30 protein-coding genes are annotated in these 19008 nt (G+C 61.5%); all 30 read left to right on the plus strand.

All coding sequences use genetic code 11. From position 1 onward, the window contains the following. Nucleotides 1-12 precede the first annotated feature (12 nt). The 30 genes from rpsJ to AC3CB8_RS19305 all read left to right on the plus strand — a co-directional run bounded on the left by rpsJ (nucleotide 13) and on the right by AC3CB8_RS19305 (nucleotide 18989). Nucleotides 13-321 (plus strand): 30S ribosomal protein S10, encoded by a 309-nt coding sequence (gene rpsJ / locus AC3CB8_RS19160; protein ID WP_010909272.1) that lies wholly within the window; start codon nucleotides 13-15, stop codon nucleotides 319-321. 61 nt (nucleotides 322-382) lie between these two features. Further along, a complete protein-coding gene (gene rplC / locus AC3CB8_RS19165) occupies nucleotides 383-1105 on the plus strand; it encodes a 50S ribosomal protein L3 (RefSeq protein ID WP_023773629.1) in 723 nt (240 codons plus the stop codon). Continuing rightward, nucleotides 1105-1725 carry a 50S ribosomal protein L4 gene (gene rplD / locus AC3CB8_RS19170; RefSeq protein ID WP_352566740.1) on the plus strand — a complete coding sequence of 207 codons (621 nt, stop codon included), beginning with the start codon at nucleotides 1105-1107 and terminating at the stop codon, nucleotides 1723-1725. Before rplC ends, rplD begins: the two co-directional genes overlap by 1 nt. Then, a complete protein-coding gene (locus AC3CB8_RS19175) occupies nucleotides 1722-2015 on the plus strand; it encodes a 50S ribosomal protein L23 (protein WP_010909275.1) in 294 nt (97 codons plus the stop codon). The genes rplD and AC3CB8_RS19175 overlap by 4 nt, the downstream gene beginning before the upstream one ends. Nucleotides 2016-2038: 23 nt before the next feature. After that, nucleotides 2039-2872: a 50S ribosomal protein L2 gene (gene rplB / locus AC3CB8_RS19180; RefSeq protein WP_015317983.1), complete on the plus strand. Its 834-nt coding sequence runs from the start codon at nucleotides 2039-2041 to the stop codon at nucleotides 2870-2872. 16 nt (nucleotides 2873-2888) lie between these two features. Further along, nucleotides 2889-3167, plus strand: coding sequence for a 30S ribosomal protein S19 (rpsS, locus tag AC3CB8_RS19185; protein WP_015317982.1), 279 nt, complete (start codon nucleotides 2889-2891; stop codon nucleotides 3165-3167). Between the two features lie 2 nt (nucleotides 3168-3169). Continuing rightward, a complete protein-coding gene (gene rplV, locus AC3CB8_RS19190; RefSeq protein WP_010909277.1) occupies nucleotides 3170-3559 on the plus strand; it encodes a 50S ribosomal protein L22 in 390 nt (129 codons plus the stop codon). Then, nucleotides 3559-4284, plus strand: a complete 726-nt coding sequence (rpsC, locus tag AC3CB8_RS19195; RefSeq protein ID WP_013895697.1) for a 30S ribosomal protein S3 — start codon at nucleotides 3559-3561, stop codon at nucleotides 4282-4284. Before rplV ends, rpsC begins: the two co-directional genes overlap by 1 nt. A gap of 27 nt (nucleotides 4285-4311) precedes the next feature. Further along, on the plus strand, nucleotides 4312-4725 hold the full coding sequence (gene rplP, locus AC3CB8_RS19200) for a 50S ribosomal protein L16 (protein ID WP_006205460.1): 414 nt from the start codon (nucleotides 4312-4314) through the stop codon (nucleotides 4723-4725). 13 nt (nucleotides 4726-4738) lie between these two features. Then, nucleotides 4739-4939, plus strand: a complete 201-nt coding sequence (gene rpmC, locus AC3CB8_RS19205) for a 50S ribosomal protein L29 (RefSeq protein ID WP_006205459.1) — start codon at nucleotides 4739-4741, stop codon at nucleotides 4937-4939. Nucleotides 4940-4950: 11 nt separating this feature from the next. Beyond that, on the plus strand, nucleotides 4951-5190 hold the full coding sequence (gene rpsQ / locus AC3CB8_RS19210) for a 30S ribosomal protein S17 (RefSeq protein ID WP_010909280.1): 240 nt from the start codon (nucleotides 4951-4953) through the stop codon (nucleotides 5188-5190). Between the two features lie 72 nt (nucleotides 5191-5262). Further along, nucleotides 5263-5631: a 50S ribosomal protein L14 gene (gene rplN / locus AC3CB8_RS19215; protein WP_006205457.1), complete on the plus strand. Its 369-nt coding sequence runs from the start codon at nucleotides 5263-5265 to the stop codon at nucleotides 5629-5631. A 12-nt stretch (nucleotides 5632-5643) separates the two neighbouring features. Further along, on the plus strand, nucleotides 5644-5958 hold the full coding sequence (rplX, locus tag AC3CB8_RS19220) for a 50S ribosomal protein L24 (protein ID WP_006205456.1): 315 nt from the start codon (nucleotides 5644-5646) through the stop codon (nucleotides 5956-5958). Continuing rightward, nucleotides 5951-6529 (plus strand): 50S ribosomal protein L5, encoded by a 579-nt coding sequence (gene rplE, locus AC3CB8_RS19225; RefSeq protein WP_023773630.1) that lies wholly within the window; start codon nucleotides 5951-5953, stop codon nucleotides 6527-6529. Before rplX ends, rplE begins: the two co-directional genes overlap by 8 nt. Nucleotides 6530-6556: 27 nt before the next feature. Then, complete coding sequence (gene rpsN, locus AC3CB8_RS19230; RefSeq protein WP_013895695.1) at nucleotides 6557-6862, plus strand: 30S ribosomal protein S14; 306 nt, start codon at nucleotides 6557-6559, stop codon at nucleotides 6860-6862. Nucleotides 6863-6874: 12 nt separating this feature from the next. Next, nucleotides 6875-7273, plus strand: coding sequence for a 30S ribosomal protein S8 (rpsH, locus tag AC3CB8_RS19235; protein ID WP_006205453.1), 399 nt, complete (start codon nucleotides 6875-6877; stop codon nucleotides 7271-7273). Between the two features lie 88 nt (nucleotides 7274-7361). Then, nucleotides 7362-7895: a 50S ribosomal protein L6 gene (rplF, locus tag AC3CB8_RS19240; RefSeq protein WP_013895694.1), complete on the plus strand. Its 534-nt coding sequence runs from the start codon at nucleotides 7362-7364 to the stop codon at nucleotides 7893-7895. Between the two features lie 137 nt (nucleotides 7896-8032). Then, a complete protein-coding gene (gene rplR / locus AC3CB8_RS19245) occupies nucleotides 8033-8392 on the plus strand; it encodes a 50S ribosomal protein L18 (protein ID WP_015317978.1) in 360 nt (119 codons plus the stop codon). Between the two features lie 132 nt (nucleotides 8393-8524). Next, nucleotides 8525-9088 (plus strand): 30S ribosomal protein S5, encoded by a 564-nt coding sequence (gene rpsE, locus AC3CB8_RS19250; protein ID WP_006333394.1) that lies wholly within the window; start codon nucleotides 8525-8527, stop codon nucleotides 9086-9088. A gap of 24 nt (nucleotides 9089-9112) precedes the next feature. Continuing rightward, a complete protein-coding gene (gene rpmD / locus AC3CB8_RS19255; RefSeq protein WP_006205449.1) occupies nucleotides 9113-9310 on the plus strand; it encodes a 50S ribosomal protein L30 in 198 nt (65 codons plus the stop codon). A 22-nt stretch (nucleotides 9311-9332) separates the two neighbouring features. Next, complete coding sequence (gene rplO / locus AC3CB8_RS19260; protein WP_015317977.1) at nucleotides 9333-9806, plus strand: 50S ribosomal protein L15; 474 nt, start codon at nucleotides 9333-9335, stop codon at nucleotides 9804-9806. A gap of 193 nt (nucleotides 9807-9999) precedes the next feature. Further along, nucleotides 10000-11340, plus strand: a complete 1341-nt coding sequence (secY, locus tag AC3CB8_RS19265) for a preprotein translocase subunit SecY (RefSeq protein ID WP_015317976.1) — start codon at nucleotides 10000-10002, stop codon at nucleotides 11338-11340. Then, nucleotides 11337-11933, plus strand: coding sequence for an adenylate kinase (locus tag AC3CB8_RS19270; RefSeq protein ID WP_023773631.1), 597 nt, complete (start codon nucleotides 11337-11339; stop codon nucleotides 11931-11933). The genes secY and AC3CB8_RS19270 overlap by 4 nt, the downstream gene beginning before the upstream one ends. A gap of 200 nt (nucleotides 11934-12133) precedes the next feature. After that, nucleotides 12134-12502, plus strand: a complete 369-nt coding sequence (gene rpsM, locus AC3CB8_RS19275) for a 30S ribosomal protein S13 (RefSeq protein ID WP_006205445.1) — start codon at nucleotides 12134-12136, stop codon at nucleotides 12500-12502. A 137-nt stretch (nucleotides 12503-12639) separates the two neighbouring features. Continuing rightward, nucleotides 12640-13029 carry a 30S ribosomal protein S11 gene (gene rpsK / locus AC3CB8_RS19280; RefSeq protein WP_006205444.1) on the plus strand — a complete coding sequence of 130 codons (390 nt, stop codon included), beginning with the start codon at nucleotides 12640-12642 and terminating at the stop codon, nucleotides 13027-13029. Between the two features lie 103 nt (nucleotides 13030-13132). Beyond that, a complete protein-coding gene (locus AC3CB8_RS19285; protein ID WP_006205443.1) occupies nucleotides 13133-14143 on the plus strand; it encodes a DNA-directed RNA polymerase subunit alpha in 1011 nt (336 codons plus the stop codon). 104 nt (nucleotides 14144-14247) lie between these two features. Beyond that, the gene (gene rplQ / locus AC3CB8_RS19290; RefSeq protein ID WP_023773632.1) at nucleotides 14248-14676 is read left to right on the plus strand and encodes a 50S ribosomal protein L17; all 429 of its coding nucleotides are present in this window, start codon (nucleotides 14248-14250) and stop codon (nucleotides 14674-14676) included. Between the two features lie 178 nt (nucleotides 14677-14854). Next, nucleotides 14855-16348, plus strand: a complete 1494-nt coding sequence (locus AC3CB8_RS19295; RefSeq protein WP_352566744.1) for a DegQ family serine endoprotease — start codon at nucleotides 14855-14857, stop codon at nucleotides 16346-16348. Nucleotides 16349-16516: 168 nt separating this feature from the next. Beyond that, the gene (locus AC3CB8_RS19300) at nucleotides 16517-17824 is read left to right on the plus strand and encodes a replication-associated recombination protein A (RefSeq protein ID WP_015317971.1); all 1308 of its coding nucleotides are present in this window, start codon (nucleotides 16517-16519) and stop codon (nucleotides 17822-17824) included. Nucleotides 17825-18158: 334 nt separating this feature from the next. After that, nucleotides 18159-18989 carry an aspartyl/asparaginyl beta-hydroxylase domain-containing protein gene (locus tag AC3CB8_RS19305; RefSeq protein ID WP_023773634.1) on the plus strand — a complete coding sequence of 277 codons (831 nt, stop codon included), beginning with the start codon at nucleotides 18159-18161 and terminating at the stop codon, nucleotides 18987-18989. Nucleotides 18990-19008: the final 19 nt, after the last annotated feature.

A 19008-nucleotide genomic window follows, 5' to 3' on the forward strand; every position in this document is an offset into this window, starting at 1 on the left:
AGGAAGTGACGCATGAACGGACAGAATATCCGCATCCGCCTGAAGGCGTTTGATCACCGCGTGCTCGACGCCTCGACGAAGGAAATCGTGTCGACGGCCAAGCGCACCGGGGCAAACGTCCGCGGCCCCATTCCGCTGCCGACGCGGATCGAAAAGTTCACGGTCAACCGGTCGCCCCACGTCGACAAGAAGAGCCGCGAACAGTTCGAGATGCGCACGCACAAGCGTCTGCTCGACATCGTCGATCCGACCCCGCAGACGGTCGATGCTTTGATGAAGCTCGATCTGGCCGCCGGCGTCGACGTCGAGATCAAGCTCTAAGGGAATGAGAGCGCGGTAAGGGGCGGTGCCCCTGGCCCGGAACTCTAAAGGAATTGAACCGATGCGTTCAGGTGTGATTGCAAAGAAGGTGGGAATGACCCGCATCTATAATGATGCCGGGGAACATGTTCCCGTCACCGTTCTCCAGATGGAGAACTGCCAGGTCGTGGCACAGCGCACGCAGGAGAAGAATGGCTACACCGCCGTTCAGCTCGGCGTTGGCCTCGCCAAGGTGAAGAACACGTCGAAGGCGATGCGCGGCCATTTCGCGACCGCCTCCGTCGAGCCGAAGGCGAAGGTCGCTGAGTTCCGCGTCTCCGCCGACAACATGATCGACGTCGGCGCCGAGATCACCGTCGACCATTTTGTCGCCGGCCAGAAGGTCGATGTGACGGGCACGACGATCGGCAAGGGTTTCCAGGGCGTCATCAAGCGCCACCACATGGGTGGTGGCCGCGCGACCCACGGTAACTCGGTCTCGCACCGTACACACGGTTCGACCGGTCAGCGCCAGGACCCGGGCAAGGTGTTCAAGGGCAAGCATATGGCTGGTCACATGGGCGACGTCAGGGTCACCACGCAGAATGTCGAGGTCGTTTCGACGGATGCCGACCGCGGCCTGATCCTGATCCGCGGCGCGGTTCCCGGATCGAAGGGCGCCTGGATCCTGGTCCGCGACGCGGCCAAGGTGGCTCTGCCGGCCAATGCGCCGAAGCCCGCCGCGATCCGCGCCGTTGAGGCAGCTGCTAAGAACGAGGCTCCGGCCACAGAGGGAGCGGAATAATGGATCTCAAGATCACAACGCTCGGCGGCAAAGACGCCGGCAAGGTGGAACTTTCCGACGGAATTTTCGGCCTTGATCCGCGCGAGGACATTCTGCAGCGCGTCGTGCGCTGGCAGCTTGCCAAGAAGCAGCAGGGCACGCACAAGGCTAAGGGCCGCGCCGAAATCGCGCGCACCGGTGCCAAGATGTACAAGCAGAAGGGTACGGGCCGCGCCCGTCACCACTCGGCACGCGCTCCGCAGTTCCGCGGCGGCGGCAAGGCCCACGGCCCGGTCGTTCGCAGCCATGAGCATGAACTCCCCAAGAAGGTTCGTGCGCTTGGCCTCAAGCATGCCCTTTCGGCCAAGGCCAAGAGCGCGTCGATCATCATCATCGACGAGCTGAAGCTGACCGAGGCCAAGACCAAGGCGCTGATAGCGAATTTCGCGACACTGGGCCTGACCAACGCCCTGGTGATTGGCGGCGCCGAGCTTGACAAGAACTTCAAGCTGGCAGCCACCAACATCCCCAACATCGACGTGCTGCCCATCCAGGGCATCAACGTCTACGACATTCTGCGCCGCGGCACGCTGGTCCTTTCGAAGGCCGCCGTCGAGGCTATCGAGGAGCGCTTTAAATGACCGACCTTCGTCACTACGACGTGATCGTCTCGCCGGCGATCACTGAAAAGTCGACCATGGCCTCCGAGCAGAACCAGGTCGTCTTCAACGTCGCCAAGAAGGCGTCGAAGCCCGAAATCAAGGCCGCCGTCGAAGCGCTGTTCGGCGTCAAGGTGATGGCCGTGAACACGCTTGTCCGCAAGGGCAAGATCAAGCGCTTCCGCGGCACGATCGGCCGCCAGAGCGACGTCAAGAAGGCGATCGTGACGCTGGCCGACGGCCAGTCGATCGACGTCGCGACGGGTCTCTGAGCAAGGCCGCGAGGACAACAACAATGGCACTGAAAAAATTCAACCCGGTAACGCCGAGCACCCGCCAGCTGGTCATCGTCGACCGCTCGGGCCTCTATAAGGGCAAGCCCGTCAAGGGCCTGACCGAGGGTCTGACCAAGTCGGGCGGCCGCAACAACCACGGCCGTATCACCGCCCGCTTCATCGGTGGTGGCCACAAGCGTTCGTACCGCATCATCGACTTCAAGCGTCGCAAGTTCGACGTTGTCGGCACGGTCGAGCGCATTGAATACGATCCGAACCGCACCGCCTTCATCGCACTGATCAAGTATGATGATGGTGAGCTGTCCTACATCATCGCTCCGCAGCGTCTGGCTCCTGGCGACAAGATCGTGGCTGGCGAAGCGGTCGACGTGAAGCCGGGCAATGCGATGCCGCTGGCCTCGATGCCGGTCGGCACCATCGTCCACAACATCGAGCTGAAGCCGGGCAAGGGCGCCCAGGTCGCCCGGTCGGCAGGTGGTTACGGCCAGTTGGTCGGCCGTGACCAGGGTATGGCGATCCTGCGCCTCAACTCGGGCGAGCAGCGTGTCGTTCACGGCTCCTGCATGGCCACCGTCGGTGCCGTGTCCAATCCGGACCACGGCAACATCAACGACGGCAAGGCCGGCCGCACGGTTTGGCGTGGCAAGCGCCCGCACAATCGCGGCGTGACCATGAACCCGGTCGACCACCCGCATGGTGGTGGTGAAGGCCGCACCTCCGGTGGCCGTCATCCGGTCAGCCCGTGGGGCAAGCCGACCAAGGGCAAGAAGACGCGGTCCAACAAGGCGACCGACAAGTTCATCCTGCGCTCGCGCCATCAGCGCAAGAGCTAAGAAGAGGTAACGCCAAGTGACTCGTTCTATTTGGAAAGGCCCCTTCATCGACGGCTACCTTCTCAAGAAGGTGGACAAGGTTCGTGAAGGCGGTCGCAATGAGGTGATCAAGATGTGGAGCCGTCGCTCCACCATCCTGCCGCAGTTCGTCGGCCTCACCTTCGGTGTCTACAACGGCCAGAAGCATGTTCCCGTTTCGGTGAACGAGGACATGGTCGGTCACAAGTTCGGTGAATTCGCTCCGACCCGGACCTATTACGGTCACGGCGCGGATAAGAAGGCGAAGAGGAAATAATCATGGGCAAGGCCAAAGCTCCGCGCAGGCTTGCTGACAACGAAGCGCGCGCCGTGTTGCGCACGATCCGTATCAGCCCGCAGAAGCTGAACCTGGTTGCCGCGCTGATCCGCGGCAAGAAGGTCGCGACAGCGCTTTCCGATCTCGAATTCTCGGCCAAGCGGATTTCCGGCACGGTCAAGAAGACGCTGGAATCGGCAATCGCCAACGCGGAAAACAACCACGACCTTGATGTCGATGCGCTGGTAGTGGCGGAAGCCTATGTCGGCAAGTCGATCGTCATGAAGCGGTTCCACGCTCGTGGCCGTGGTCGCGCCAGCCGTATCGAGAAGCCGTTCTCGCACCTCACGATCGTCGTTCGTGAAGTCGAAGAAAAAGGGGAGGCCGCATAATGGGCCAGAAAGTCAATCCGATCGGTCTTCGCCTCGGCATCAACCGCACCTGGGATTCGCGCTGGTTCGCGAACACCGGCGAGTACGGCAAGCTGCTGCATGAGGACATCAAGATCCGCAAGTATCTTGAGAAGGAACTCAAGCAGGCCGCGATCTCGAAGGTCGTGATCGAGCGTCCGCACAAGAAGTGCCGCGTCACCATCCATGCCGCGCGCCCGGGTCTGATCATCGGCAAGAAGGGCGCCGACATCGAGAAGCTTCGCAAGAAGCTGATGGAGATGACGAAGTCCGAGACGCACCTCAACATCGTTGAAGTGCGCAAGCCGGAGATCGACGCGACCCTGGTCGCCCAGTCGATCGCCCAGCAGCTCGAGCGCCGTATCGCGTTCCGCCGCGCCATGAAGCGTGCCGTTCAGTCGGCCATGCGCCTCGGTGCCGAAGGCATCCGCATCAACTGCGCCGGCCGTCTTGGCGGCGCCGAGATCGCGCGCATGGAATGGTACCGTGAAGGTCGCGTGCCGCTGCACACGCTGCGCGCCGATGTCGACTACGGCACGGCCGAGGCGAACACGGCGTATGGCATCTGCGGCGTCAAGGTCTGGGTATTCAAGGGCGAGATCCTCGAGCACGATCCGATGGCTTCGGAACGTCGCGCGACCGAGGGTGATGCCGCGCATGGCGGTGGTGGTGATCGCGAACGCGGTCGTCGTCGCGAAAACGCCTGAGACATTTAGGAATTTGGAGTTAGAACGATGCTGCAGCCAAAGCGCACAAAGTTCCGCAAGCAGTTCAAGGGCCGTATCCATGGTACCGCAAAGGGCGGCACCAACCTGGATTTCGGTGGTTTCGGGCTGAAGGCGCTTGAGCCGAACCGCGTCACCGCGCGTGAGATCGAGGCGGCCCGCCGCGCGATCACTCGCGAAATGAAGCGTGCCGGCCGCGTCTGGATCCGCATTTTCCCGGACGTGCCGGTCACGTCGAAGCCGACCGAAGTCCGCATGGGCAAGGGCAAGGGCGCGGTCGATTACTGGGCGGCGCGCGTCAAGCCGGGCCGCATCATGTTCGAGATCGACGGCGTCAATGAAGAAACCGCCCGTGAGGCGCTGCGTCTCGGCGCGGCCAAGCTCTCGGTCAGGACGCGCTTCGTACAGCGCATCGCAGAATAAGGACGGGCTGATCATGAAAGCCGAAGACATCCGGACCAAGACCCAGGACCAACTGACCGACGACTTGGCCAGCCTGAAGAAGGAGCAGTTCAACCTGCGCTTCCAGAAGGCCACCGGCCAGCTCGAGAAGACCGCGCGCGTGAGGCAGGTCCGCAAGGACATTGCGCGTATCAAGACCATCGCTGCGGAAAAGTCCGCGGCCAAGAAGGCTTAAGGACGAAAACCATGCCAAAGCGCATTCTGCAGGGCACCGTCGTCAGCGACAAGAACGAGAAGACGGTTGTCGTCAAGGTCGAACGGCGCTTCACGCATCCCGTGATGAAGAAGACCGTGCGCATGACCAAGAAGTACAAGGCGCACGACGAGAACAACGCCCACAAGGTTGGCGATCAGGTGTTCATCCAGGAATCGAAGCCGATTTCCAAGGACAAGCGCTGGATCGTCGTATCCTCGGATCAGGCGTAAACAAACGAATTTTGGACAGACCGGGGAGGGGCTTCGAGCCCATCCCGTTAGAAAAGAAGAAGGCGGCCAGTCATGATTCAGATGCAAACAAACCTCGACGTGGCGGATAATTCCGGCGCGCGTCGTGTCATGTGCATCAAGGTGCTGGGCGGCTCGAAGCGGAAATACGCTTCCGTGGGCGACATCATCGTGGTGTCGATCAAGGAAGCCATTCCGCGCGGCCGCGTTAAGAAGGGCGATGTGATGAAGGCGGTCGTGGTTCGCACGGCCAAGGACATCCGCCGCCCGGACGGCAGCGTGATCCGTTTCGACAAGAACGCGGCCGTTCTCGTCGACAACAAAAAAGAGCCGATCGGCACGCGTATCTTCGGACCGGTTCCGCGCGAACTTCGCGCCAAAAACCACATGAAGATCATCTCGCTCGCGCCTGAAGTGCTGTAAGGAGCCGGACCAATGCAAAAGATTAGAAAAGGCGACAAGGTCGTCGTGCTGGCCGGCAAGGACAAGGGCCGTTCGGGCGAAGTCCTCTCGGTTCAGCCGAAGGATGACACCGCGCTGGTGCGCGGCGTCAACATGATCCGTCGTCACCAGAAGCAGTCCCAGTCCCAAGAGGGCGGGATCATCACCAAGGAAGCGCCGATCCAGCTGTCGAACATCGCGCTGGCCGACCCGAAGGATGGCAAGCCGACCCGCGTCGGTTTCATCTTCCAGAAGGACGGCAAGAAGGTGCGCGTCGCCAAGCGCTCGGGAGAAGTCATCAATGGCTAAGGCTCAAACCAAGCAGGCGACTGCCAACAACACGCCGCGCCTCAAGCAGGTCTACAACGAGACCATCCGCAAGGCGCTGCAGGAGCAGTTCGGCTACGACAACGAGATGCAGGTTCCGCGCCTCGACAAGATCGTGCTGAACATGGGTGTGGGCGAAGCGACCGCCGATTCGAAGAAACCTTCGGTCGCGGCCGAGGACCTGGCGATGATTGCCGGCCAGAAGGCCGTCGTCACCCGCGCCCGCAATTCGATCGCGGGCTTCAAGGTTCGCGAGAAGATGCCAATCGGTGCCAAGGTCACGCTGCGCAAGGAACGCATGTACGAGTTCCTCGACCGCCTCGTGAACATCGCGCTGCCGCGCGTCCGCGACTTCCGCGGACTGAACCCCAAGAGCTTCGATGGCCGTGGCAACTACGCCATGGGCATCAAGGAGCACATCGTGTTCCCGGAGATCAATTACGACAAGGTTGATCAGATCTGGGGCATGGACGTCATCGTTTGTACGACTGCGAAGACGGACGACGAAGCCAGGGCTTTGCTCAAGGCCTTCAACTTCCCCTTCCGCCAGTAACGGCAGCGAGAAAAGGAAAAATCTGAAATGGCAAAGACCAGCTCAGTCGAGAAGAACAACAGGCGCCGCAAGCTTGCAGACCAGTACGGTCCCAAGCGCGCTGCGCTCAAAGCGATCATCATGGATCAATCCAAGCCGATGGAAGAGCGCTTCCGCGCTCAGCTCAAGCTTGCCGCCATGCCGCGCAACTCGGCCAAAATCCGCATCCGCAACCGCTGCGAAGTCACCGGCCGCCCGCGCGCCTACTATCGCAAGCTCAAAGTATCGCGCATCGCGCTTCGGGATCTCGGCAATAACGGCCAGATCCCGGGCCTGGTCAAGTCGAGCTGGTAAGGAGGACATAATATGTCATTGAGCGATCCTCTCGGCGATATGCTGACCCGCATCCGCAACGCCTATGGCCGCAAGAAGTCGAGTGTCTCGACGCCGGCCTCGCGTCTGCGCACCCGCGTCCTCGACGTGCTGAAGGCTGAAGGCTATATCCGCGACTACAGCCAGACCGACTTCGATAACGGCAAGTCCGAGATCGAAATCGAGCTGAAGTATTTCGACGGTGCCCCGGTGGTGCGCGAAATCGCCCGCGTATCGAAGCCCGGCCGCCGCGTTTACGTCTCGGCCAAGTCGATCCCGCACGTGGCCAACGGCCTCGGCATTGCCATCCTTTCGACACCGAAGGGCGTGATGGCCGACCATGAAGCACGCGAACAGAACGTCGGCGGCGAGATCCTCTGCCAGATCTTCTGATCCGGCAGCTTACCGCACGTGGAATTCGGTCTTCGGATCGTTCCCGAAGACAGAGACCTGAAACAAGAGAAGTGACGAGGACAACCTGATGTCTCGTATTGGAAAGAAACCCGTTTCGCTGCCGCAGGGCGTGACCGCGACCGTCAATGGCCAGACCGTGACGGCGAAGGGCCCCAAGGGCGAGCTGAAGTTCGTGGTGAACGACGAAGTCCTGGTCAAGATGGAAGGCAGCGAAATCGCTGTCCAGCCGCGCGACCAGACCAAGACCGCCCGCTCCAAGTGGGGCATGTCGCGCACGCAGATCGTCAACATCCTGCAGGGCGTGAAGGACGGTTTCGAGAAGAAGCTCGAGATCACCGGCGTCGGCTATCGCGCCGCCTTGCAGGGCAAGAACCTGCAACTAGCCCTTGGCTTCAGCCATGATGTCGTCTACGAGACGCCGGCCGGCATCACGATCACCGTGCCGAAGCCGACTGAAATCACCGTGGCCGGCATCGACAAGCAGCAGGTCGGCCAGGTCGCGGCGGAGATCCGCGAATACCGCGGTCCCGAGCCCTACAAGGGCAAGGGCGTCCGCTACGCTGGCGAGAAGATCGTCCGCAAGGAAGGCAAGAAGAAGTAATCGGCTTGGCCCTGAAAAGTTGCAGACTTTTCGGACAGGGACCAAGCCACGGAAGTTAACGCCGCGGGGAGCGGTCGCGGGAGGCGCTTCGCCTACCGCATATGGCGGCCCCCGTTTTTTGAAGGCAAGGAACTATCATGGCTATCAAGGAATCCATCCAGCGCCGAGCGCAGCGCGTGCGCCGTCAGATCAAGAAAGTCGCCGGCGAGCGTCCGCGTCTGTCGGTTCATCGCACGTCGAAGAACATCTACGTCCAGGTCATCGACGACGCCAAGGGCCACACCATCGCCGCCGCGTCGACGCTCGAGAAGGACCTCAAGGGTTCGCTCAAGACCGGCGCTGACACTGCTGCCGCCGCTGCGATCGGCAAGCTGATTGCAGAGCGCGCCACCAAGGCCGGCGTCAAGGAAGTCGTCTTCGATCGCGGCGCCTACATCTATCACGGCCGCGTCAAGGCACTGGCTGAAGCGGCCCGCGAAGGCGGTCTCAGCTTCTAAGCATGACCTCCGAAAGTTACAGACTTTTCGGATAAGATCATGCAAAGGAAGAAATAATTTTCACCGTCGGCGACCCAAAGCGGCGCCGGCAATCAGCAACCCGTGCTTCCGGAAAAGAACAAGGAACAGGATATGGCACAGGAACGTAGGGATGGCGGCCGCGGCCGCGATCGTGAAGAACGCGATGACGGGATGGTGGACAAGCTTGTCCACATCAACCGCGTCGCCAAGGTCGTCAAGGGCGGCCGTCGCTTTGGTTTTGCCGCACTCGTCGTCGTCGGCGACCAGAAGGGCCGCGTTGGCTTTGGTCACGGCAAGGCGCGCGAAGTGCCGGAAGCTATCCGCAAGGCAACTGAATCCGCAAAGCGCGACATGATCTTCGTGCCGTTGCGCTCGGGCCGGACGCTGCACCACGACGTTGAGGGACGTTGGGGCGCTGGCCGCGTTTTGTTGCGCGCTGCCAAGCAGGGTACCGGCATCATCGCCGGCGGCCCGATGCGCGCCGTCTTCGAGACGCTGGGCATGCACGATGTGGTTGCCAAGTCGATGGGTTCGTCGAACCCGTACAACATGGTTCGCGCCACCTTCGACGCGCTGAAGAGCCAGATGCATCCCAAGGATGTGGCTGCCGCGCGTGGCATCAAGTATTCGACCCTTCAGGCCCGCCGCGGCACCGCCGTTGCGGCTGAAGAATAGTCGATCTGACCAGGGATTTTGACCATGGCCAAGAAAGCAACCAAGACCATCACCGTTGAGCAGATCGGTTCGCCGATCCGCCGCCCGAAAGAACAGCGCGCAACGCTGGTCGGCCTCGGCCTCAACAAGATGCACAAGCAGCGCACACTGGAAGATACGCCTTCCGTGCGCGGCATGATCGCTGCCGTCCAGCATCTCGTCCGCGTCGTGGACGAGGGCTGAGCAAGAGCGCAGGAGAACCCAGATGAAACTCAATGATCTCCGTGACAAGGACGGCGCGACGCACTCCAAGAAGCGTCTCGGCCGCGGCATCGGCTCCGGCTCCGGCAAGACCGCCGGTCGCGGCGTCAAGGGCCAGAAGGCGCGCTCCGGCGTCGCCGTCAACGGCTTCGAGGGTGGCCAGATGCCTCTCTACAGGCGCCTGCCGAAGCGTGGCTTCAACAACATCTTCGCCAAGAGCTTCACCGTTGTCTCGCTGGCCCGTATCCAGGAAGCCGTCGATGCCAAGAAGCTTGACGTCAAGGCGACCGTGACGGCCGAGGCGCTTGTCGCCGCCGGTGTCATCCGTCGCGTCAAGGATGGCGTGCGCGTGCTGTCCGATGGCGAACTCAAGGCCAAACTCGCCTTCGACGTCGCCGGCGCCTCCAAGGCCGCGATCGAGAAGATCGAAAAGGCCGGCGGTTCGGTCAAGCTGCCGGAAAAGGCAGCCGCCGAGTAACGGCAATTTGAAGCGCGGGCGGCAAGAGTGGTATCCGTTTTTGCTTCCGATCGCGCTTTGACCTGCTCAATTTAGCGGCCGCGTCGACGCGGCCGCTTGCATGTTTACAGCCCGGAGCTTATCTCGTGAGCTTCGGTGAAACGCACCGCCTGACCTCACGGGCCATCAAGCGTTACCAAGCGGAGAATCAGGCATGGCTTCGGCTGCTGAACAACTAGCCTCGAATCTGAATTTCTCGGCCTTCGCCAAGGCGGAGGACCTTAAGAAACGCATCTGGTTCACCATCGGCGCGTTGCTCGTATATCGCCTCGGTACCTACATCCCGCTTCCCGGCATCAATCCCGACGCTTTCGCCCAGGCCTTCTCCTCGCAGAGCAAGGGCGTGCTCGGCATGTTCAACATGTTCGCCGGCGGTGCCGTGCAGCGCATGGCGATCTTTGCACTCGGCATCATGCCCTACATCTCCGCTTCCATCATCATGCAGCTGATGACCTCGGTCATTCCCTCGCTGGAAGCGCTGAAGAAGGAAGGCGAGCAGGGCCGCAAGGTCATCAACCAGTACACGCGCTACGGCACCGTGCTTCTGGCGCTGGTGCAGGCCTATGGCATTTCGGTGGGACTGGAGAACGGCAACGGCATCGTCAGCGATCCCGGCATGTTCTTCCGCATCTCCACCGTCGTCACGCTGGTCGGCGGCACCATGTTCCTGATGTGGCTGGGCGAGCAGATCACCGCGCGCGGCATCGGCAACGGCATTTCGCTGATTATCTTCTCCGGCATCGTCGCCGGCTTGCCGCATGCCATTTCCGGCACACTGGAGCTCGGCCGTACCGGCGCCCTGTCGACCGGTCTGATCCTGGCGATCATCGTGCTGGCCATCGTCGTCATCGCGCTTATCGTGTTCTTCGAGCGCGCCCAGCGCCGCCTGCTGATCCAGTATCCGAAGCGCCAGGTCGGCAATCGCATGTTCCAGGGCGACACCTCGCATCTGCCGCTTAAGCTCAACACCTCGGGCGTTATCCCGCCGATCTTCGCGTCGTCGCTGCTTCTGCTGCCGGCCACCGTCGCCGGCTTCTCGCAGACGACCAACATGCCGGCCTGGGCCAGCACCATCCTGGCCTCGCTTGGCCACGGCCAGCCGCTCTACATGGCATTCTATGCGGCCATGATCGTGTTCTTCGCCTTCTTCTACACAGCGATCGTGTTCAACCCGAAGGACACCGCCGACCAGCTCAAGAAGCATTCGGGCTTCATCCCGGGCTACCGTCCGGGCGAGCGCACCGCCGATTACATCGACTACGTTCTCACCCGCATCACTGTCGTCGGCGCCATCTATCTGGTGCTGGTGTGCCTGTTGCCGGAGTTCCTGATCTCGGCGACTGGCGTACCATTCTACCTCGGTGGCACATCGCTTCTGATCGTGGTCAGTGTCACGCTCGATACGGTTGCGCAGATTCAGGGTCACCTGATCGCGCACCAGTATGAAGGCCTGATCAAGAAGTCGAAGCTGCGCGGGGGGAAGAAAGCCAGATGAGGTTGATTTTGCTTGGGCCGCCAGGAGCGGGCAAGGGGACACAAGCACAAAGACTGGTAGGAAAACACGGCATACCGCAGCTCTCGACGGGTGATATGCTGCGTGCCGCCGTTCAGGCCGGTACCGAGGTCGGCAAGCGTGCCAAGGCGGTGATGGATGCCGGCGAGCTGGTGTCCGACGCCATCGTCAACGCCATCGTCGCCGAGCGTATCGATCAGGCTGACTGCGCCAAGGGTTTTATCCTCGACGGCTATCCGCGCACGCTGGTGCAGGCCGATGCGGTTGAATCGATGCTTTCAGAGCGTGGCATTGGTCTCGACACCGTCATTGAACTGGTTGTCGACGACAAGGCCCTGGTTGGTCGAATCGTCAAGCGCGCCGATGATGCAAAGGCCGCCGGCCAGCCGGTTCGCAAGGACGACAATCCCGCCGTGTTCGAGGAGCGCCTGCGGGAGTACTACAAGAAGACCGCTCCGCTGACCGGCTACTATTACGCCAAAGGCAAGCTCAAGACTGTCGACGGTATGGCCAGTATCGACGCGGTAACCGCCGAGATTGAAGCCGTGCTCGCCGCGGCCGAGAAGGCGCGGTAAGGGAATCTAAAGATTAAGCTTGACGGACATGGCTTGCTGCGGTATGGCGGCCCGTCTTCCTATCAGATGCGCGCTTTGCCTGTCCGCAAGGGCAGGGCAGTCGCTTTGAACTGGAAACTCCCGCAAGGGCCGGCCTCCACCGGACGCGGGGCAATCTGAATAATGCCGGCTTGTCCGGCCTACATGGAGAAGAGAAGAACATGGCTCGTATAGCCGGCGTCAACATTCCGACCAACAAGCGCGTCGTCATCGCGCTTCAGTACATTCACGGCATTGGCAAGAAGTTCGCCCAGGAGATCGTCGACAAGGTCGGCATCCCGGCCGAGCGTCGCGTCAACCAGCTGACCGATGCGGAAGTGCTGCAGATCCGCGAGACCATCGACCGCGACTATCAGGTCGAAGGCGACCTGCGTCGCGAAGTGTCGATGAACATCAAGCGGCTCATGGACCTTGGCTGCTATCGCGGCCTGCGTCACCGCCGCTCGCTGCCGGTTCGCGGCCAGCGCACGCACACCAACGCACGTACCCGCAAGGGCCCGGCCAAGTCGATCGCCGGCAAGAAGAAGTAAGAGACTGAGTAGCTGGTGGCGGGTAGTGAATTGCGGCGTTGACGCCTGCACTGTCACTACTCACTAATTCACTTCTCACTTTTCCAGGTGGAGCCGCTGGCATTACGGCGGTGTAGAGATCAACTGAAAGGACTATCATGGCCAAGGAAGCCGCTCGTGTTCGCCGTCGCGAACGCAAGAACATTTCGTCGGGCGTTGCCCACGTCAATTCGACCTTCAACAACACGATGATCACCATCACCGACGCGCAGGGCAATTCGATTGCCTGGTCGTCGGCCGGTGCCCAGGGCTTCAAGGGCTCGCGCAAGTCGACCCCGTTCGCCGCCCAGATGGCTGCCGAGGACGTTGCCAAGAAGGCCCAGGAACACGGCATGCGCATGCTCGAAGTCGAGGTCTGCGGACCGGGCTCTGGTCGTGAGTCGGCGTTGCGCGCCCTGCAGGCGGCCGGCTTCACCATCACCTCGATCCGTGATGTGACGCCGATCCCGCACAATGGCTGCCGCCCGCGCAAGAAGCGCCGCGTCTAAGCAATTTATCGAACGCCGCGTGAGCGCCCAAGGGCGTTCCTCCACGGTATTCCAGGTCGCCCGCCACGATTGGATGGTGGCGGGTCAACGGAAGGAAAGCATCATGATCCAGAAAAATTGGCAGGAACTGATCAAGCCGAACAAGATCGAGTTCTCGTCGAAGAAGAAGACGCTGACCACGCTGGTCGCCGAGCCGCTCGAGCGTGGCTTTGGCCTGACGCTTGGCAACGCGCTGCGCCGCGTGCTTCTGTCTTCGCTTCGCGGGGCGGCCGTCACCGCCGTGCAGATCGACGGTGTTCTGCACGAATTCTCGTCCATCGCCGGCGTGCGCGAGGACGTGACCGACATCGTCCTGAACATCAAGGAAATCGCCATCCGCATGGAGGGCGATGGCCCCAAGCGCATGGTCGTTCGCAAGCAGGGCCCGGGTGCGGTTCTTGCCGGCGACATCCAGACGGTTGGCGACGTGGAGATCCTCAATCCCGACCACGTCATCTGCACGCTGGACGAAGGCGCTGAAATCCGCATGGAATTCACCGTCGACACCGGCAAGGGCTACGTGCCTGCCGAGCGCAACCGCGCCGAGGACGCGCCGATTGGGCTGATCCCGGTCGACAGCCTCTATTCGCCGGTGAAGAAGGTCTCCTACAAGGTCGAGAACACCCGCGAGGGCCAGGTTCTCGACTATGACAAGCTGACCATGACCATCGAGACCGACGGTTCGATCTCGGGCGAGGACGCGGTGGCTTTCGCCGCCCGCATCCTGCAGGACCAGCTTGGCCTGTTCGTCAACTTCGACGAGCCGCAGAAGGAAGTCGCCGCCGAAGCCGTCACCGAGCTCGCCTTCAACCCGGCGCTGCTCAAGAAGGTCGACGAACTCGAGCTTTCGGTGCGTTCGGCCAACTGCCTGAAGAACGACAACATCGTCTATATCGGCGATCTCATCCAGAAGACCGAAGCCGAGATGCTGCGCACCCCGAACTTCGGCCGCAAGTCGCTGAACGAGATCAAGGAAGTGCTGGCGGCGATGGGTCTGCACCTCGGCATGGAAGTGCCGGACTGGCCGCCGGAAAACATCGAAGACCTCGCCAAGCGTTACGAAGACCAGTATTGAGCATGAATTCCAAGGATCAGCGGCGTGAGCCGCTCGATCCGACGGTCATGCGGAAAACCCTCGGAGGCCGTGGCCTCTTGAACAACTGAAGAAGGAAAAGAGCCATGCGCCACGGTTTTAAAGGCCGCCGCTTCGCCCGCAGCATTAGCCACCGCAAGTCGATGTTCGCCAACCTGGCGGTGTCGCTGCTCGAGCACGAGCAGATCGTCACCACCTTGCCGAAGGCGAAAGACCTGCGTCCGATCGTTGAGAAGCTGGTGACCCTCGGCAAGCGCGGCGACCTGCACGCGCGCCGCCAGGTGATCGCGCAGATCGGCAATGAAGGCGTCGTCAAGCGCCTGTTCGACACCATCGCCCCGCGCTATGCCACCCGCAACGGCGGCTATCTGCGCATCATGAAGGCCGGCTTCCGTCACGGCGACAATGCCGCGATGGCGGTCATCGAGTTCGTCGATCGCGACACCTCGGCCAAGGGCGCCGGCGATCGCGCTCGCATCGAAGCCGAAGGCACGGACGAAGTCGCAGCCGCATAAGGCTTCGCCTTTTCGGAGTGAATTAGAGGGGCCTGCGGGCCCCTTTTTCATAACGGCGTGCGCCAAGGCGTGCCCAAAACGATTGACTGCCGCGAAAATAATCGGATTTCAGCGGCTTAGCCTTTCATTTTGCACATTCGTCGGGACAATGCGCCCCAACTCGCTTGGAGGATTCGTAATGCGCCCCAAAAGACTGTCCTTTGTTCTGCTCTGCGCCTTCATGGTGTTCGCAGCCACACCGGCAGTTCGGCAGGCGCTGGCCGAAGACGCTGCCAAGCCCGCCGATCCAGGCCTCTCCGACGTGTTGACGGACTTGCTGCATGGCGTCGAAGGCGAGAATGCCACTTCAGGTCCGGACAAGCGCGTGCCTTTCGGCCGGGAGGAGGTCCAGCTTTCATTCGCGCCGCTGGTCAAGCAGACGGCACCAGCGGTGGTCAACGTCTATGCCTCGCAGACCGCCAAGGTGACATCGCCTTTCGAAGGCGATCCATTCTTCGAGGAATTCTTCGGCCGTGCCCAGCCGCGTGCGCAGTCTTCGCTCGGCTCGGGCGTGCTCGTCGATCCGAGCGGTGTCATCGTGACCAATTTCCACGTCATCAAGGATGCCGATGAGGTCAAGGTGGCGACCGCCGACGGCCGCGAATTCACCAGCAAGGTGATGCTGAAGGACGAGACGCTCGATCTCGCCGTGCTCAAGATCGAGTCCGACAAGCCGTTCCCGGTCATCGCCATCGGGGATTCCGACGCGCTCGAGGTCGGTGACCTGGTGCTGGCCATCGGCAACCCGTTCGGTGTTGGCCAGACCACAACCAGCGGCATCGTTTCCGCGCTTGCCCGCAGCCATATCGGCGTTTCGGATTCGGGTTATTTCATCCAGACAGACGCCGCCATCAACCCCGGCAATTCTGGCGGCGCGCTGATCAACATGGGCGGCCAGCTGATCGGCATCAACACCGCCATCTACAGCCGCAGCGGCGGCTCGATCGGCATCGGGTTCGCCATCCCCGCCAACATGGTGCGGGCTTTCGCCGATGCCGCCAAGGCCGGTCTCGATTTCTTCGAACGGCCCTATATCGGCGCCGAATTCGAAGCGGTGACGCCGCAGATCGCCGAATCGCTGGGCATGGAAAAGCCGACCGGCGCGCTGGTCTCCTCCGTCGACGTGACGGGTCCCGCCGGCAAGGCAGGATTGAAGCCGGGCGATGTCGTGCTGCAGATCAATGGCAAGCCGGTCGAGAGCATCGAGGCGCTCGACTACCGCATGGCGACGCTGTCGATCGGCACCAAGGCGAATTTCGCGATCCTGACCAAGGGTCAGCAAGCGGCGATGGACATTGCGCTGGAGCGCGCGCCGGCGGGGGCGAAAGCCTCGGAAGTGACGCTGCATGGCCGCAGCCCGTTCTCGGGCGCGAAGGTTTCGGAACTGTCGCCGCGGCTTGCCCAGAAGCTTGGCTTGCGCACCGATCTCAAGGGCGTGACGGTGATCGATATCAATCGCGATTCGCCGGCCGCCGATTTCGGCTTTCAGCCAGGCGACATCGTGCGCGAGGTCAACGGCACCACCATCGACACCGCCGCGGTGCTGGTGCAGGTCGCCCAGCAGGATACGCGCTGGTGGCGCTTTACCGTCGAGCGCGGCGGGCAGATACTGCGCCAGGTTTTGCGTTACTGAGTTCGACCCTGAAGGGATCGCGCTCCAAACTTGGAGCAGGTCGGTGTTTCACCAAAACGCCGACCTGCTCTATATCCTTGTTTTGACGCAATCCCGGACGGAAGTTTTGACGCAATCCCGGACGGAAAATCGCTTCACACTTTTCCTGGAATTGCTCTGAGGAAGTGCATGGCCGATCTGTTCAGCGTTGACGAACCGGAAAAGGTGCCGCCCGGACGGCCGCTGGCCGACAGGTTGCGTCCGAAAAATCTCGGCGAGGTCGTTGGCCAGGAACATCTAACGGGGCCCGATGGCGCGCTGACCCGGCTGATCGGCTCCGGCTCGCTGGGATCGATGATCTTCTGGGGGCCGCCAGGCACCGGCAAGACCACGGTGGCGAGGCTGCTTGCAGGCGAGACCAGCCTTGCCTTCGAGCAGATATCGGCGGTCTTTTCCGGTGTCGCCGACCTGAAGAAAGTGTTCGAGGCGGCCAAGCTGCGCCGTGCCAACGGCCGCCAGACCTTGCTTTTCGTCGACGAGATACATCGCTTCAACCGCGCCCAGCAGGATTCATTCCTCCCCGTCATGGAGGATGGGACGGTCGTGCTGGTGGGCGCCACCACAGAAAACCCGTCCTTCGAACTCAACGCGGCCTTGTTGTCGCGCGCGCGGGTCATGGTCTTTCATTCGCTGGGTGAGGACAGCATCGCCAAGCTGATGACGCGGGCGGAGGAGGCGGAGGGCAGGGCGCTGCCGCTTGATGATGAAGCGCGCACGATGCTCATTCGTATGAGCGATGGCGACGGACGCGCATCGCTGACACTGGCAGAAGAGGTCTGGCGCGCGGCCAAACCTGGCGAGATATTCGATCCCGAAGGGCTGCAGCGCATCGTCCAGCGCCGTGCGCCGATTTACGACAAGGGCCAGGATGGCCATTACAACCTGATCTCGGCGCTGCACAAGTCGGTGCGCGGCTCGGATCCCGATGCCGCCCTCTACTATCTCGCGCGCATGTTCGATGCCGGGGAGGATCCGCTCTATCTAGGTCGCCGGCTGGTTCGCATGGCGATGGAGGACATTGGGCTGGCCGATCCGCAGGCCCTGGTCGTCGCCAACGCGGCCAAGGATGCCTACGACTATCTCGGCTCTCCGGAGGGGGAACTCGCCTTTGCCGAGGCCACCGTCTATCTCGCCACCGCGCCCAAATCCAATGCCGTTTACACTGCCTTCAAGGCTGCCACGCGGGCCGCTAAGGAACATGGCTCGCTACTGCCGCCGAAGCATATTCTCAACGCGCCGACCAAGCTGATGAAGGAAGAGGATTACGGCGCCGGCTACCGCTACGACCATGATGAGCCAGATGCCTTTTCAGGCCAGGATTATTTTCCGGAAAAGATGGGCCGCCAGACCTTCTACGATCCGCCCGAGCGTGGTTTCGAGCGCGACATCAGGAAGCGGCTCGACTACTGGGCAAAGCTGCGCAAAGAGCGGGAATAGCCGGGCTTGCGGAGCCCGGTGGCCCTATCGGCGCAAAACGCGGCCTCGCCCTGGGGCATTTCCACTTCGGTTCTCCTGCATGGGCTGCTCGCCGCTAGCGTCATGTTGATACCATGCCGAAGCGCCCGAGCCGGCCAGAGGAGGAGCGCGTGTCGGTCGCCATCCTGACGTCACTGCCATTTGAGGTTTCGACAAGGCCGCACCCAGCCCGGCCAGATACCATGGCCGTTGTGCGGTGATCCAAAAAACCTTATCAAGGCGCACGGCCGGGCGGTGGCCGTTGCCATTATTGGGCACCTCATTCGCAACAGGATCGCGCTTCGCGCGTGGAAAAATGACAAAAACCCTTCGCAAATCCCTTCGCAAATTCGCCATTGCCATCCCTCTTCTCGCCCTTGGCTTCTATTTCATCCCGATCCTAACGACGATCTTCATCGTCTGTGGTCTGATCGACGTGTTGCGCAACGATAGGAAGGATTTGGCGCTGTTCAGCGGCTACTTCCTGGGCAACGGGCTCTTCACCTGGCTGCTGTCGCCCTTCAACCTGCTGGTCGATCTCCTGTGCTACAGAAATCCGGGCGTGTGGAAACTGGAGCAGTTTCCCGCCGACTATCAGCGTGAGGTCAATGAGGTCCTTGATGTATTCAAGGCGCGCAAGGATGAGATCATCGCCGACATCGACGCCAATTTCGGCGCCGGCCGGCGCGGCATGTATGTCTACCAGTGGTACGGCAAGCACAGGATCGACAACGTCGAGGAATTCAACAAGGACTTCAAATATATCAAGACGATTGCCGTTTCCGTCTTCAGCAAGCGCGAATCGACCTCTTGGCATTTCGGGCCGCTGCGGCTCAGCCTGCGTATCCTCTACAATCTGATCCCGGTGAAAGCGGAGATTTTCGTCGAATGCGGCAACGTCAAGAACTACTGGTACGACAATCCGCAGTTCATTTTCGACGACACGCTGCTGCATCGCTCGGTCAACGAGTATGATGGCCGCCGCTACTGCGTGTTCATGGATATTATCAGGCCGTCCCCGGTGCCCCGCCTGATCGCTGGCATGCTTGCGGTCGTCTCGGTGAGCGTCGAGCGCATCAACTCGATGTTCTACAAGAACTGGAAGATGATTGGCTCGACCAAACCGAAGAAGATTGGAACGACCTGAGCCGAAATTCGTCAACGCT

It is taken from the genome of Mesorhizobium sp. P160927 (assembly GCF_057766385.1).

Bases quoted from the DNA above. Each gene is read 5' to 3' on its own strand.
- rpsJ (WP_010909272.1), top strand. From the start codon at position 13: ATGAACGGACAGAATATCCGCATCCGCCTGAAGGCGTTTGATCACCGC.
- rplC (WP_023773629.1), top strand. From the start codon at position 383: ATGCGTTCAGGTGTGATTGCAAAGAAGGTGGGAATGACCCGCATCTAT.
- rplD (WP_352566740.1), top strand. From the start codon at position 1,105: ATGGATCTCAAGATCACAACGCTCGGCGGCAAAGACGCCGGCAAGGTG.
- AC3CB8_RS19175 (WP_010909275.1), top strand. From the start codon at position 1,722: ATGACCGACCTTCGTCACTACGACGTGATCGTCTCGCCGGCGATCACT.
- rplB (WP_015317983.1), top strand. From the start codon at position 2,039: ATGGCACTGAAAAAATTCAACCCGGTAACGCCGAGCACCCGCCAGCTG.
- rplV (WP_010909277.1), top strand. From the start codon at position 3,170: ATGGGCAAGGCCAAAGCTCCGCGCAGGCTTGCTGACAACGAAGCGCGC.
- rpsC (WP_013895697.1), top strand. From the start codon at position 3,559: ATGGGCCAGAAAGTCAATCCGATCGGTCTTCGCCTCGGCATCAACCGC.
- rplP (WP_006205460.1), top strand. From the start codon at position 4,312: ATGCTGCAGCCAAAGCGCACAAAGTTCCGCAAGCAGTTCAAGGGCCGT.
- rpmC (WP_006205459.1), top strand. From the start codon at position 4,739: ATGAAAGCCGAAGACATCCGGACCAAGACCCAGGACCAACTGACCGAC.
- rpsQ (WP_010909280.1), top strand. From the start codon at position 4,951: ATGCCAAAGCGCATTCTGCAGGGCACCGTCGTCAGCGACAAGAACGAG.
- rplN (WP_006205457.1), top strand. From the start codon at position 5,263: ATGATTCAGATGCAAACAAACCTCGACGTGGCGGATAATTCCGGCGCG.
- rplX (WP_006205456.1), top strand. From the start codon at position 5,644: ATGCAAAAGATTAGAAAAGGCGACAAGGTCGTCGTGCTGGCCGGCAAG.
- rplE (WP_023773630.1), top strand. From the start codon at position 5,951: ATGGCTAAGGCTCAAACCAAGCAGGCGACTGCCAACAACACGCCGCGC.
- rpsN (WP_013895695.1), top strand. From the start codon at position 6,557: ATGGCAAAGACCAGCTCAGTCGAGAAGAACAACAGGCGCCGCAAGCTT.
- rpsH (WP_006205453.1), top strand. From the start codon at position 6,875: ATGTCATTGAGCGATCCTCTCGGCGATATGCTGACCCGCATCCGCAAC.
- rplF (WP_013895694.1), top strand. From the start codon at position 7,362: ATGTCTCGTATTGGAAAGAAACCCGTTTCGCTGCCGCAGGGCGTGACC.
- rplR (WP_015317978.1), top strand. From the start codon at position 8,033: ATGGCTATCAAGGAATCCATCCAGCGCCGAGCGCAGCGCGTGCGCCGT.
- rpsE (WP_006333394.1), top strand. From the start codon at position 8,525: ATGGCACAGGAACGTAGGGATGGCGGCCGCGGCCGCGATCGTGAAGAA.
- rpmD (WP_006205449.1), top strand. From the start codon at position 9,113: ATGGCCAAGAAAGCAACCAAGACCATCACCGTTGAGCAGATCGGTTCG.
- rplO (WP_015317977.1), top strand. From the start codon at position 9,333: ATGAAACTCAATGATCTCCGTGACAAGGACGGCGCGACGCACTCCAAG.
- secY (WP_015317976.1), top strand. From the start codon at position 10,000: ATGGCTTCGGCTGCTGAACAACTAGCCTCGAATCTGAATTTCTCGGCC.
- AC3CB8_RS19270 (WP_023773631.1), top strand. From the start codon at position 11,337: ATGAGGTTGATTTTGCTTGGGCCGCCAGGAGCGGGCAAGGGGACACAA.
- rpsM (WP_006205445.1), top strand. From the start codon at position 12,134: ATGGCTCGTATAGCCGGCGTCAACATTCCGACCAACAAGCGCGTCGTC.
- rpsK (WP_006205444.1), top strand. From the start codon at position 12,640: ATGGCCAAGGAAGCCGCTCGTGTTCGCCGTCGCGAACGCAAGAACATT.
- AC3CB8_RS19285 (WP_006205443.1), top strand. From the start codon at position 13,133: ATGATCCAGAAAAATTGGCAGGAACTGATCAAGCCGAACAAGATCGAG.
- rplQ (WP_023773632.1), top strand. From the start codon at position 14,248: ATGCGCCACGGTTTTAAAGGCCGCCGCTTCGCCCGCAGCATTAGCCAC.
- AC3CB8_RS19295 (WP_352566744.1), top strand. From the start codon at position 14,855: ATGCGCCCCAAAAGACTGTCCTTTGTTCTGCTCTGCGCCTTCATGGTG.
- AC3CB8_RS19300 (WP_015317971.1), top strand. From the start codon at position 16,517: ATGGCCGATCTGTTCAGCGTTGACGAACCGGAAAAGGTGCCGCCCGGA.
- AC3CB8_RS19305 (WP_023773634.1), top strand. From the start codon at position 18,159: ATGACAAAAACCCTTCGCAAATCCCTTCGCAAATTCGCCATTGCCATC.